Source organism: Parageobacillus toebii NBRC 107807 (assembly GCF_003688615.2).
Classification (GTDB): domain Bacteria; phylum Bacillota; class Bacilli; order Bacillales; family Anoxybacillaceae; genus Parageobacillus_B; species Parageobacillus_B toebii.
In genome coordinates this window covers 562,746-576,720 of sequence record NZ_CP049703.1, presented here as the reverse complement: position 1 = coordinate 576,720, position 13,975 = coordinate 562,746, and the positions used below count along the sequence as shown (strand labels likewise).

At 43.0% G+C, this 13,975-nt stretch carries 11 protein-coding genes and 1 pseudogene; 11 read left to right on the top strand and 1 reads right to left on the bottom strand.

The features are described 5' to 3' along the window. Positions 1 to 55 precede the first annotated feature (55 nt). From DER53_RS03045 to DER53_RS02995, 11 genes and pseudogenes are all read left to right on the top strand, one after another. Positions 56 to 466, top strand: a complete 411-nt coding sequence (locus DER53_RS03045) for a hypothetical protein (protein ID WP_062755657.1) — start codon at positions 56 to 58, stop codon at positions 464 to 466. Between the two features lie 123 nt (positions 467 to 589). Then, entirely contained in the window at positions 590 to 3,103 is a 2,514-nt protein-coding gene (gene secA, locus DER53_RS03040; protein ID WP_062755658.1) for a preprotein translocase subunit SecA, read from the top strand. Between the two features lie 103 nt (positions 3,104 to 3,206). Further along, positions 3,207 to 4,308, top strand: a protein-coding gene (gene prfB / locus DER53_RS03035; RefSeq protein ID WP_097354901.1) for a peptide chain release factor 2 whose coding sequence is annotated in 2 segments (ribosomal slippage) — positions 3,207 to 3,278 and positions 3,280 to 4,308 — 1,101 coding nt in all. Because the reading frame shifts where the segments join, the coding sequence is not laid out codon by codon here. Positions 4,309 to 4,446: 138 nt separating this feature from the next. Continuing rightward, positions 4,447 to 5,307, top strand: a complete 861-nt coding sequence (locus DER53_RS03030) for a YitT family protein (RefSeq protein ID WP_062679069.1) — start codon at positions 4,447 to 4,449, stop codon at positions 5,305 to 5,307. A gap of 61 nt (positions 5,308 to 5,368) precedes the next feature. Then, entirely contained in the window at positions 5,369 to 5,701 is a 333-nt protein-coding gene (gene cccB, locus DER53_RS03025; protein WP_015865062.1) for a cytochrome c551, read from the top strand. A gap of 187 nt (positions 5,702 to 5,888) precedes the next feature. Continuing rightward, positions 5,889 to 6,575 carry a cell division ATP-binding protein FtsE gene (gene ftsE / locus DER53_RS03020; RefSeq protein ID WP_015865061.1) on the top strand — a complete coding sequence of 229 codons (687 nt, stop codon included), beginning with the start codon at positions 5,889 to 5,891 and terminating at the stop codon, positions 6,573 to 6,575. Then, on the top strand, positions 6,565 to 7,458 hold the full coding sequence (gene ftsX / locus DER53_RS03015; RefSeq protein WP_015865060.1) for a permease-like cell division protein FtsX: 894 nt from the start codon (positions 6,565 to 6,567) through the stop codon (positions 7,456 to 7,458). The genes ftsE and ftsX overlap by 11 nt, the downstream gene beginning before the upstream one ends. A gap of 41 nt (positions 7,459 to 7,499) precedes the next feature. Further along, a pseudogene (locus tag DER53_RS17540) lies at positions 7,500 to 8,847 on the top strand (murein hydrolase activator EnvC family protein). Between the two features lie 256 nt (positions 8,848 to 9,103). Then, positions 9,104 to 9,505: a DoxX family protein gene (locus tag DER53_RS03005; protein ID WP_062755755.1), complete on the top strand. Its 402-nt coding sequence runs from the start codon at positions 9,104 to 9,106 to the stop codon at positions 9,503 to 9,505. A 25-nt stretch (positions 9,506 to 9,530) separates the two neighbouring features. Beyond that, on the top strand, positions 9,531 to 10,235 hold the full coding sequence (locus DER53_RS03000; protein ID WP_062755661.1) for a pirin family protein: 705 nt from the start codon (positions 9,531 to 9,533) through the stop codon (positions 10,233 to 10,235). A 212-nt stretch (positions 10,236 to 10,447) separates the two neighbouring features. Then, on the top strand, positions 10,448 to 11,890 hold the full coding sequence (locus DER53_RS02995; protein ID WP_062755662.1) for a S41 family peptidase: 1,443 nt from the start codon (positions 10,448 to 10,450) through the stop codon (positions 11,888 to 11,890). Positions 11,891 to 12,210: 320 nt separating this feature from the next. Here the strand turns inward: DER53_RS02995 and DER53_RS02990 are convergent, their stop codons facing one another. Next, positions 12,211 to 13,887 (bottom strand): IS200/IS605 family accessory protein TnpB-related protein, encoded by a 1,677-nt coding sequence (locus DER53_RS02990; protein WP_062755663.1) that lies wholly within the window; start codon positions 13,885 to 13,887, stop codon positions 12,211 to 12,213. Positions 13,888 to 13,975 lie beyond the last annotated feature (88 nt).

Below are 13,975 nucleotides of genomic sequence, written 5' to 3'. Positions count from 1 at the left end.
CCCTGCCGACAGCCGGCAGGGGATGTTATAATATCGAGGAAGGAGGGGAAGAACGATGGAGGCGCTTTTGCGGCAGATTTTAGTAAAATTGGACAAGATGGAAACGAATGCTGAACAATTTCAAGTAGAAGTTCGCGATCGTTTTGATCAAATTGACAAATGTTTCGCAACGATAGAAGCTCGGTTGGGACGTCTGGAGCAAGGGATGGAAGAGGTTGACGGACACCTTGATCGTATTGAAAATGATATGGTTGATGTGAAAGGGCGGCTCGAACGGGTAGAACGGGAACTATGTGAGGCGAAAGAAGCATTATTTCGTCTAGAAAATCAAGTTGCTGACGATGTGCATGCTCTGTTGAAAAATATAGATAAGAAAGTGGAAGAAAAAGGGTTTGAAATATATGCGATCAACAAATGTCTTTTGCATGTAGAAGGAGCTATTGAACAAATTCAATCCCAAGAATGAAGCTACTCCAGTTCTTCTTTTCCGCATTTTCCTCCCCGGTTCATCTCCGCGTCTTAGTTGTCACCCATTCGTGTACATGATATCATGTAGATTAGTGATTCCATTGAATAAGGAGCGTTTTCTATGCTTGGAGTATTAAAAAAGGTGTTTGATCCAAACAAACGCCAACTAAGCCGTTTAGAAAAGATTGCTGACCAAGTCGATGCGCTTGGCCCAGAGATGGCAAAGCTTTCGGATGAACAGTTGCGTCAAAAGACCGAGGAATTCAAGGCGCGCTATCAACAAGGCGAGTCGCTGGATGACTTGTTAGTGGAGGCTTTTGCCGTTGTGCGCGAAGGTGCAAAGCGCGTCCTTGGATTATATCCATATAAAGTGCAAATTATGGGCGGTATTGTCCTCCATGAGGGAAATATCGCCGAAATGAAAACAGGGGAAGGGAAAACGTTAACGGCGACGATGCCCGTTTATTTAAACGCTTTAACCGGAAAAGGTGTGCATGTCGTGACGGTCAACGAATATTTGGCGACCCGCGACGCGACGGAAATGGGCAAATTGTATGAGTTTTTAGGATTAACCATCGGTTTGAATTTAAGCGGTATGTCGCGGGAGGAAAAACAAGCGGCGTATAATGCCGATATTACGTACGGAACGAACAACGAGTTTGGCTTTGACTATTTGCGCGATAACATGGTGCTTTATAAAGAACATATCGTACAGCGTCCGCTTCATTATGCGATTATTGACGAAGTGGACTCGATTTTAATTGACGAGGCGCGGACGCCGCTCATTATTTCGGGCACCGCGCAAAAATCGACAGCGCTGTATATTCAGGCAAATGCGTTTGTGCGTACATTGAAAAAAGATGTCGATTATACGTATGATGAGAAAACGAAAAGCGTACAGCTCACCGAAGAAGGGATCACGAAAGCGGAAAAAGCGTTTGGAATCGACAACCTATTCGACTTAAAGCATGTAACGCTAAACCATCATATTAACTTGGCGCTAAGAGCGCATGTGACGATGCATCGGGATGTCGATTATGTGGTGGAAGACGGAAAAGTCGTCATCGTCGACCAGTTTACAGGCCGCCTAATGCGCGGACGCCGTTATAGTGACGGATTGCATCAAGCGATCGAAGCAAAAGAAGGATTGGAAATTCAAAATGAGTCGATGACGCTTGCGACGATTACGTTCCAAAACTACTTCCGCATGTATGAAAAGCTTGCGGGAATGACGGGAACGGCGAAAACGGAAGAAGAAGAATTCCGAAACATTTATAACATGCAAGTCGTTGTCATCCCGACAAACAAGCCGGTCATCCGTGAAGACCGTCCGGATTTAATTTTCCGGACGATGGAAGGTAAATTCCGCGCCGTAGTAGAAGATATCGCACAGCGCCATGCGAAAGGGCAGCCGGTGCTTGTCGGGACGGTGTCGATTGAAACATCGGAACTTCTTTCAAACATGTTGAAAAAACGCGGGATTCCGCATAATGTATTAAATGCGAAAAACCATGCGAAAGAAGCGGAAATTATCGCCCAAGCCGGTCAAAAAGGCGCTGTCACGATTGCGACAAACATGGCCGGACGCGGTACGGATATTAAGCTTGGCGAAGGTGTCAAAGAGCTTGGCGGATTAGCGGTTATTGGCACGGAACGCCATGAAAGCCGCCGTATTGATAACCAGTTGCGCGGTCGTGCGGGACGCCAAGGCGACCCAGGTGTATCGCAATTTTATCTATCGCTTGAAGATGAGTTGATGCGCCGTTTCGGTTCGGAAAGTTTAATGTCGATGATGGACCGCTTAGGCATGGATGATTCGCAGCCAATTCAAAGCAAAATGGTCACTAAAGCGGTCGAATCGGCGCAAAAACGGGTAGAAGGCAACAACTTTGATGCGCGTAAACAGCTGCTTCAATACGATGATGTGTTGCGTGAGCAGCGTGAAATTATTTATCGCCAGCGCTATGAAGTGCTTGACTCCGACAACTTGCGCGGCATTATCGAAAAAATGATTCAATCGGTCATTGAGCGGGTCGTCAACGCTCATACGCCGAAAGAAGAGCTTCCGGAAGAATGGAATTTAAAAGGAATCATCGATTACGTCAATGCCAACCTGTTGCCGGAAGGCGATGTGACCGTTAACGATTTGCGCGGCAAAGAGCCGGAAGAAATGATTGAGCTCATTTGGGAAAAAGTGAAAGCGCGCTATGATGAAAAAGAACAGCAAATTCCGCCGGAACAAATGCGCGAATTTGAACGCGTCATCGTCCTTCGCGCCGTCGATATGAAGTGGATGGACCATATCGACGCGATGGAGCAGCTGCGTCAAGGAATTCATTTGCGCGCGTACGGACAAACTGATCCGCTTCGCGAATATCAAATGGAAGGATATGCGATGTTTGAAAACATGATCGCTTCCATTGAAGAAGAAGTAGCAAAATATATTATGAAAGCGGAAATCCACAGCAATCTCGAACGCCAGGAAGTGGCAAAAGGCGAAGCGGTTCATCCGAAAGAAGGAGAAGGCGAAGTAAAACGGAAGCCGTATCGCAAGGCCGTTCGCATTGGTCGTAACGACCCTTGCATTTGCGGAAGCGGCAAAAAGTATAAACATTGCTGCGGAAAAAATGCATAACGTTTGCGGCAAAGTGGGGGATTGCCTCTCACTTTGTTTGCGAACTCCCATTGATTCTTGTTTCAAAAATCCAGTACAATGAGTAACGAGGTGAAGCATCATGATTGATCTGATCGAAATTAAGCAAGAACTTGAAAAAATGGCTAAGCGATTAGCGGAAATAAGGGGGTCTCTTTGACCTCGAAACGAAACAGGCGCGCATTCGTGAATTAGAGGAACAAATGGCCGCGCCAAACTTTTGGGATGATCAAAAAGCAGCGCAAACGGTAATTAATGAAGCAAATGCGCTGAAAGATTTAGTGGGCGAGTTCCAATCACTTGAGGAGCGTTTTGAAAACTTAGAAGTGACGTATGAGTTGATCAAAGAAGAGCCGGATGAAGATTTGCAACAGGAGCTGGTCGCAGAAGCGAAAAAATTAACGAAAGATTTTAGTGAATTCGAACTCCAGCTCTTGTTAAATGAGCCATACGATAAAAACAATGCGATTTTAGAGCTTCATCCTGGCGCGGGCGGCACGGAATCCCAAGACTGGGCTTCGATGCTTTTACGAATGTATACGCGCTGGGCCGAGAAAAAAGGGTTTAAAGTCGAAACACTTGACTACTTGCCTGGCGAAGAAGCGGGAGTTAAAAGCGTCACGCTTCTCATTAAAGGGCATAACGCGTACGGCTATTTGAAAGCAGAAAAAGGCGTGCACCGGCTCGTTCGGATTTCTCCGTTTGATGCGTCTGGCCGCCGCCATACATCGTTTGTTTCTTGCGAAGTTATGCCGGAGATGGATGACGATATTGAAATTGAAATTCGTCCGGAAGAGATTAAAGTCGATACGTACCGCTCTAGCGGCGCCGGAGGCCAGCACGTCAACACGACCGATTCTGCTGTGCGCATTACCCATATTCCGACTGGCATTGTCGTCACGTGCCAATCGGAGCGCTCGCAAATTAAAAACCGCGAAAAAGCGATGAACATGTTAAAGGCGAAGCTGTATCAAAAGAAACTTGAAGAGCAGCAGGCCGAGCTTGCCGAAATTCGCGGCGAACAAAAAGAAATCGGCTGGGGGAACCAAATTCGTTCCTATGTCTTCCATCCTTACTCGCTTGTCAAAGACCACCGTACGAACGTCGAAGTTGGAAACGTGCAGGCAGTAATGGATGGCGAAATCGATATCTTTATTGACGCCTACTTGCGTTCCAAACTCAAATAAGACGAAAGGCATCTGCTATCGCTCGTTCGATAGCAGATGCCTTTTTTGTGTAGACTAACTTTAATGCGTTACTGCTTTATTCCGCTGTCATTTACTTGTAGAAATGGGCGTGCTATACTCTCATGGGAGGTCTGATGAATGAGAAGAAGAAGTCAACCATTGCATCCAAAAGTGGGGCTAATGATGGAATATGTATACATATTGATTGGTTCGGCGATTGTTGCCGTGGCGTTTAATGTCTTTTTATTGCCAAACCGCGTCGCTTCTGGAGGCGTAAGCGGAATCAGTACGATCGCTTATGCGGTGTTCGGTTGGCAGCCTGCTTATGTGCAATGGGCGCTGAATATTCCTTTATTTATTTCGGGAGTTGTTTTGCTCGGTCGGCAGTTTGGCGTAAAGACACTTGTCGGCACATTGTTTTTGCCGTTTGTTGTCTATTTAACGAAAGATGTCGAGCCAGCCACCCATGATCCGCTGCTTGGTTCGTTATTTGGCGGCATTGGGGTTGGGCTTGGCCTTGGCATTGTGTTTCGCGGCAAAGCATCGACAGGCGGGACCGATTTGGCGGCGCAAATTATTCACAAATATACCGGATTGTCTCTTGGTATGTGTGTGATTCTCATTGACGGGCTAATCGTATTAACCGCTGCGTTCGTCTTTGATATTGAACAAGCGTTGTATGCACTCATTGCTCTTTATGTGACAAGCAAAACGATTGATTTAGTACAAATCGGGCTCGGCTACTCGAAAATGGCGATGATTATTACCAATGAAGAAGAAAAAGTACGTCATGCGATTTTGCATGAAATTGACCGCGGTGTGACAAAGTTGTCAGGGTACGGCGGCTATACGGATCACGAGCGCCCAGTGCTGATGTGTGTGGTGCAGCAAGCGGAGTTCACAAAATTGAAACAATTGGTCAAAAGCATTGATCCATCAGCATTTGTCATTGTTATGAACGCTGCCGAAGTGCTTGGAGAAGGTTTTAAGCGCACATAATTTTTTCAAAATGGGTTATAATAACTCTGAATGTAATTATTAGATTAGGGGGAGTTCATTTATGAAATGGAAACTTGCTGCTGTATTTCTTGGTGCTTCTCTAGCGCTTGCGGCCTGTGGTGGCGGCAACAATGCAACGGATAATAACAATGGCAATAATGGAGGAGGGGATACCGCCGCAGCTGCAGAAGACATTTACAAACAAAGTTGCGCTTCTTGTCATGGGCAAGATTTATCAGGTGGTGCAGGGCCAAACTTACAAAAAGTTGGAAGCAAATATTCGAAAGATGAAATTAAAAACATTATTGAAAAAGGACGCGGCGGCATGCCAGCTGGCATTATAAAAGGAGAAGACGCTGATAAAGTTGCGGAATGGCTTGCGTCCAAAAAATAAACCTTTTCAATCCGGTACCTACAAGGGCCGGATTTTTCTTATGTAATGTATTTGAAATATAAATGTAAAACTCAAGTGTAACAAATGATGCTATAATAAACTTTGCAGAATTTTGTACGATCGATTCGAAATATAGCGAAACAGCTCGAGTGATGACAACAATGAAAATGAGATTAGGTGATTAAGCATGATTGAAATGCAAGATGTATATAAGACATATCCGAATGGCGTAGTAGCGCTAAACGGGGTGAATGTTCGCATCAAACAAGGAGAATTTGTCTATATCGTTGGACCTAGTGGTGCGGGAAAATCAACGCTTGTGAAAATGATGTACCGTGAAGAGAAACCAACAAGCGGCTCCATTATGGTCAATGGTGTAAATCTCGCTAAATTAAAAGACAGCAAAGTTCCATTATTGCGGCGACATATCGGAGTAGTGTTTCAAGACTTCAAATTGCTTCCTAAGCTAACGGTATATGAAAATGTAGCGTTTGCTTTGGAAGTAATTGAAGAATCGCCGAAAGTGATTCGCAAGAAAGTGATGGAAGTACTCGAATTAGTCGGATTAAAACATAAGGTGCGATCCTATCCAGATGAACTTTCCGGAGGAGAGCAGCAACGAGTTTCTATTGCACGCTCGATTGTGAACTCTCCTAAAATTGTGATTGCAGATGAGCCGACAGGGAATTTAGACCCAGAAACATCATGGGGGATTATGGAGTTGTTTGAAAAAATTAATAATCGCGGCACAACGATCGTCATGGCAACACATAACCGTGAAATTGTAAATACGATTAGACGCCGTGTCATCGCAATGGAAAATGGGAAAATCGTCCGTGACGAGGCGAAGGGAGAATACGGTTATGAGGATTAGTACCCTAAAGCGCCACGTGCGGGAAAGCATGAAAAGTCTTGGCAGAAACGGCTGGATGACGTTCGCTTCCATCAGTGCGGTGACTGTTACGTTGCTATTAGTCGGCGTGTTTTTAGTTGTCATGTTTAATATGAACCATTTTGCGAAAAAAATCGAAAATGATGTCGAAATTCGCGTCCATATTGATGTAACGGCGAACAATCAAGATAAACAAACGCTTCGTGCGCAGATTGAAGCGATCCCTCAAGTGAAGGAAATACGTTATTCTTCGAAAGAACAAGAATTGAAAAATTTAATTAAAAGTTTTGGCGAAGAAGGCTCTTCGTTCCGTTTGTTTGAACAAGACAACCCGCTAAGCGATGTGTATGTGGTGAAAACAGAAAAACCGACAGACACGATCAAAGTGGCCAAACAAATTGAAAAGTTCCAGTTTGTCCACAAAGTGAACTACGGCCAAGGCCAAGTAGAAAAATTATTCAGCACGTTGAAAGCGGCGCGAAACATCGGGCTTGTGTTAATCATCGGTCTGTTGTTTACCGCGATGTTTTTAATCTCCAATACCATTAAAATTACGATTTTTGCGCGGCGGCGCGAAATTGAGATTATGAGATTAGTAGGAGCGACAAACGGATTTATTCGTTGGCCGTTTTTCTTGGAAGGATTGTGGCTTGGCGTCATCGGTGCGGTTTTTCCAATCGTGTCGATCATGGCCGTTTATTATAACATTTACAAATTTTTAGAGCCGAAAATTACGATTCCATTTGTAGAGCTTCTTCCATTTTATCCGTTTATGTGGCAAATTAGCTTGCTTTTATTGCTTATCGGTGCATGCATCGGCGTTTGGGGAAGCATGATGTCTGTCCGTAAGTTTTTGAAAGTCTGATAGAAAAAGATCATCACCATAAGGGAGAGGGGAATCAATTGATGAAAAGCAGGAAAGTACTGGCGCTTGCCGCAGCTGCGGCGTTAAGTTTTGGTGTTTTCCCGCACTTTGCCAATGCGGTAAGCGACCGGGATATTCAAGAAAAACGGGATGCGATTAACAACATTCGTTCAAAGCAGTCCGCGGTACAAGAGAAAATAAATGATGCTAATCAAGAAATTCAAAAACTGCAATCCAAACAAAAAGAGCTCTCCGAAGAAATTAAAAAAACTCGATTTAGCAGTGGAAGAAACGAGTGGGAAAATTCGCAACTTATCCGCTGATATTCAACAAACAGAACAAGATATTGAAACATTAAAGCGTGAAATTGCCGAAGTGCAAGCGCGCATTGAAAAACGAAATGAGATTTTGAAAGAGCGTGTTCGTTCTTTGCAAGAGAGCGGCGGAGTCATCAGTTATCTTGAAGTATTGCTCGGAGCGCAAAGCTTTAGCGATTTTATTGACCGCATGAGCGCTGTCACCACCATTTTTGAGGCGGACAAACAAATTATCCGCGAACAACAAGCGGATAAAGCATTAAAAGAGAAAAAAGAAAAGGAACTTACGGATAAACTAGCTAGTCTTCAATCAAACTTAAAAGAACTAGAGCAGCTGAAACAAAAATTAAGCGAGCAAATGAAGCAAAAGAATCAATTAATGGCACATTTGAAACAAGAAGAACAAGAACACCATGATAAAAAAATGGCGCTTGCGGAAGAACAAGAATTGTTGAGAAAACAAGAAGCAGCGATGAAATATCAGCTTCAGCAGCTAATGGAGAAAAAGCGTGCTGAAGAAGAAGCGAAACGCAGAGCGGCTGCTAGACATACATATTCATCAGGAAATGAAAGTGCGCCTTCCGAAAATGAAAATACGCCGTCCGGAAGTGAAAATAGCAGCGGCGCATCTAGTTCCCGAGATACATCAAACGTTCCACCCGTTACAAGCGGTGCGTTTATGAGACCAGCGAATGGTCCGATTACATCAGGATTCGGTTACCGTTTTGGTGGAAGTGATTTTCATCCAGGAATCGATATTGGTAAAACTGCTGCTGTTGTTCCTGTTGTGGCAGCGGCTGACGGATACGTGTTCCGTTCGTATTATTCGAGCAGTTACGGAAACGTCATTTTCATCACTCATGTGATTAATGGACAAGTATACACAACGGTATATGGCCACCTTGAAGCGCGTCTTGTCGGTGAAGGGCAAACGGTCCGCAAAGGACAAGTCATCGGCTATATGGGGAACACAGGCCGCTCGACAGGGCCTCACCTTCACTTCGAACTTCACCGCGGAGCGTGGAATCCGGCAAAATCGAATGCGGTAAATCCGCTTAATTATATTAATTAATTTTTAACCGTTACGCCGAGCAGTGAAACATTGCTCGGCTTTTTTGCCTATTCTATTAGAACTATTTTTATAAGTGAGTTATTAATATTTCGAACGTGCTGCAAGGATCCATAAATGCAAATAAAAACCATCATCTTACAAAGGGGGAGGCTATATCTAATATTTTCATATTGACAATATCAAAATAATTATTTTATAATTATCTCGAATTCGAGATTTATGAAACAAAGGTAATATTAGAAGGAGTGTGTTGATGATGGCAGGTATCGGATTATTATTAATCCGTTTAGTTTTTGGATTGACATTTGCAGGACATGGCGCCCAAAAATTGTTTGGCTGGTTTGGAGGACATGGACTTGCGGGAACGGCAGGCTGGATGGAATCCATTGGATTAAAACCAGGAAAAATGATGGCTTTTGCTGCTGGGATGAGTGAATTGATTGGCGGGCTTTTATTTGCACTAGGACTTTTGACTCCGCTTGCCGCTTTATTAATGATTGTGCCAATGATCGTGGCCATTGTGAAAGTGCATGGGCCAAACGGATATTGGGTGACGCAAAATGGGTATGAGTACAATCTTGCGATTATTGCGGTTGCTGTTGGAGTAGCATTAATCGGACCGGGGCAATATGCGCTTGATACGATTATTTTTGGATAAGCTATTGTAAGGAGAGAGTGTGTATATGATTCAAGTATATCCTGCGCAATCCCGCTATTATGCGGATTATGGATGGTTAAAGACGTATCATAGCTTTTCTTTTGGCGACTACTATGATCCTAATAACATTCATTTCGGCCCGCTGCGCGTATTAAACGACGATTTTGTCGCTCCGCTTAGAGGGTTTGGCGCCCATCCTCATCAAGAAATGGAAATCGTTTCGATTGTATTAAAAGGCTATTTAAAGCATGAGGACAGCACAGGACATACCGCGACGACAACGTTTGGCGGCGTGCAGCGGATGTCGGCAGGGACAGGAATTGTTCACTCTGAAATGAATCCATCGCCAACGGAAGAAGTGAATTTTTTGCAGCTATGGTTTTTGCCTGAAGTCCGAGGGTTGACGCCATCGTACGAGCGGACGACGTTTGATGTGGCGAAAATGAAAAACGCGTTGCTTCCGGTGGTGACGAAAAATCCTTCGTCTCCAGGAATTGCCCATATTCATCAAGATGCAACGATTTACCTTTCCGATTTAGAAGCAGGGCGCGAGCTTATATTTACGCAACAAGAGGGAAGAAGAATCTTTTTCTTTGTTATTGAAGGAGATGTTGCATTAAACGGAGAAACAACGTTGCATAAGCGTGATTCCGCGCGAATTACGGAAACGCCGATACTCCGTATTGCATCAGAAAATGGCGCGCGTTTTATGTTAATCGATTTACCGTAACGAACATGGCACAACTTGCGAAACGCAAGTTGTGCATTTTTTTCAAACTTATTTGGTTGAGAAAACAATGGGAAATGTGTAAACTAGTAATGCAAAGAAACAGAATGTAATCATACTATGTACAAGCTAGTCATATGATAAAAATAAAAGGCATCGCACGGCCTACTGTGTGGTGCCTTTCCTGTATGGCATAGGGTGAGGAGGAGACAGTTGTGAATAAAAAAACAACCGCAATACTTATGGCTTTATCGATGCTAGTTGGTGCCGGGGGAACATATGCCGGCATGCAGCTTGCAGCGCCTGACAGCGATCGTGAAATAACACTGGTCGAGCCAGATAAAGCGGCAACGAACGATGACGAGAAAGAACTGAAGAAAGTCGAACAAGCTTATGAGCTGATTAAAAAACGCTATGTTGAAAAAGTTGATGATGATAAACTCATCCAAGGCGCAATTCAAGGAATGATTAGCACGCTGAACGACCCGTATTCTGTCTATATGGATGAAGAAACAAGCGAACAATTTACGGAGTCGCTTGACTCTTCGTTTGAAGGAATCGGTGCCGAGGTAAGCATGATTAACGGAAAAGTCACGATTGTCGCACCAATTAAAAACTCACCGGCAGAAAAAGCGGGATTAAAACCGAATGATCAAATTTTGCGGGTGAATGGCGAGAGTCTAGAAGGGCTTGATTTATATGAAGCCGTGTTGAAAATTCGCGGGGAAAAAGGGACGACGGTACAATTGGATATTCTTCGCCCCGGCGTAAAAGAAGTGATTAAAGTAAAAGTAGTCCGCGACGAAATTCCGATTGAAACGGTTTATGATTCGGTAAAAACGTATAACGGGAAAAAAGTCGGCTATTTAGAAGTAACATCGTTTTCCGAAAATACAGCAAAAGATTTTAAAAAGAAATTAGCGAAATTAGAAAGCGAGCATATCGATGGGTTAATCATTGATGTGCGCGGCAACCCAGGCGGCTATTTGCAAAGTGTGGAAGAAATTTTAAAACAATTCATTCCGAAAGATAAACCATATGTACAAGTCGAAGAACGCAATGGCGATAAACAACGTTTTTATTCCGATTTAACGAAGAAAAAACCGTATCCGATCGCCGTGTTAATTGACAAAGGCAGCGCATCCGCTTCAGAAATTTTAGCCAGCGCTATGAAAGAAGCGGGAGGATATAAGCTCGTTGGTGAAACATCGTTCGGAAAAGGAACGGTGCAGCAAGCGATTCCGATGGGGGATGGCAGCAACATTAAATTAACGCTCTATAAATGGCTGACGCCGGATGGCCATTGGATTCATAAAAAAGGTGTTAAGCCGGACGTTGAAGTAAAGCAGCCGGATTACTTCCACGTTAGTCCGCTTCATATCGAAAAAGAGCTTTCCTTTGATATGAACAATGAGCAAGTAAAAAGTGCGCAACAAATGTTAAAGGGACTTGGATTTGACCCTGGCCGCACCGACGGCTACTTCAGCAAAGAAACTGAGTCGGCGGTAAAAGCATTCCAAAAGGCAAATAAACTCCCGCAAACCGGAAAAATCGATAAAAACACAGCCGAAGTATTACAAGCAAAAGTGATGGACGCCATTCGCGACGACAACAATGATGTACAACTAAAAACAGCGATGAAAGTGCTGTTTCATTGAACTCCCCCCACTTACCGGCTAAAGCCGGTAGTGGGGATTCTTGTTTCCTTTGGCCGTAGTTGCTCAAAGGTCCCAAGAACCTCCTCCGTTCAACGAGAGGAGCAGCCATACAAGATGTCCGAAGTGTCCCTTTCAGGACGACCAGCTATATGCCTATGAAAGCACATATAGAAGGTACCCCATCTTCCATTCATATGGCATCCAAAGAACGCATTGCAATGCACCCAGCTCCTAGAATCGCCATCTGCTCCGGTGACGAGAGTAAGAGACTGGTACAATGCGTTCTTTTATTCTAAAACTTCAAGATCAAGAGTAAACGATTATGAAGCTAAAGCTTTTATTAATTGGCGTTTTTCTTCTTCTAACAACAATGGATGAAATACATCTATCTCTTGATATGGTTGGTTCACATTAAAAAGATGGTATAGTGTATGTGTACGAACCAAAAACTTCTTATCCAAAATAGACCAATGCTTCCAATGATGAGAAGCATCTTTCGGGACATACTTTTTAAGCACCTTTGGAGTTTTTTCTTTATATCCCAATCCTCGACGGCCGATCGTAAATGCCGCTGCTTGGTGGATAGAGATACCGAATTTGCGCATATATTTCAGTTTTCCAGAGACAGAAGTAAAAGCCGGATTCACTTCTATCACAGCAACACCCATTTTATCGGCACGGCTTTGGATCGCTTGGATCATTTTTCGATACGCGAACATGCTTTTCATCCGATTTGCTTTTTTGTTGCCGTAGTTATTTCCTGCTTTGGATAAAGTAGTATCCAATTTTTCCAACACAATAGGTTTTTTCTTTCGAACCGCAATATCCACTAAAGCAATGGCTTCTGCTTCAATGATTTTCGTAATCTGACCAGAAGTTTTTCCTTCTATCGAAAACAAAAGTTTTCCGCTTTCCAAAAAGTTACCATCTTTCGAAACATCCGTCCAAGCGATGTGATTATAGTTACAATCCACACCAATAACTCCATCGGAAGTAGAAAAATGAATATATGGATTTGATTCTACATCCACCAAACATTTGATGATATAGTATTCCCCGTGATCTTCGATAGACCAAGAAATGGGTTTTCCATACTCTTTTTTGTTTTTGCATTGGATTTGTTCTGTCACCGCTTTATTTACGATCTCTTGACCGTATGGAAACACCACTCGAGGAAAAGTGACTGCCTTTCCTGTTACAGAGGTCATATGCAATTCATTGGTTTCTGGATTGTAATGGAATACAAAATTCCCAGAACCAGCATCTTTCCGGCCGGAGATGATCATTTCTTTATTTCGGGCAGCTAAAAAGCGTTTTCTCCAAGCTTCGTGATCCTTGATAAGCTCTTCTTTCGTAAATTGCTGTTTAAACAACTTCTTTCCTCCGAACACGGCACTTGGGATGTGTTCTTTTAATTTCATTTTCTTTTGTTCTAATCGATCTAAACGATGTTTTAAACGGCCGATTTTTGCTTTCGTCCGTTTCATTTTCACATCTAAATAACGATGTTCAAACAAATAGGAATTCATCCAAATCAAAGATCTGTTCTTTACTTCAAGAGAGATGATTCCGCTCTTCTGCAAAACAAAGTTTGTATTTTTTGGAAACCGTAAGTTTCCTTTGATGCAATTTTCTTTGATTTTGCGTAATGTTGTCAGTTTGGTTCGTTCTGTTTTCAGTTTTTTCTTCACATCTTTTATTTTTTCTTCTGTCTGTTGAATGTACATTTTATTTAATTCCATTCGAGAGGAGAAAAGAGCATTTGCTTCTCGAACTGCACTGTTGGTGAAATAATCGTTCAGTCCGTACTTTTTCTTCACAACGATATGCAAGCTTTCTTGATGTAATTTTCGTCCCCATCGTTTTTCTCGGACCAGCGTTTGAAAAGCGAAACGTTTCGCTTGATTGAATAACTCTAATGCATAAGATGTTTCTGTAACATGAAGGATATCTATTTCGGATTTATACAATCTTCTCGAAAAATACGCTTTTTTCATCTTTTCTTCACCTATAACAGAACATAAGTTCGGTATATTTATTTATATTTTATGACAAAAGAAGAACGTTTTTCAACTATTAAGATTA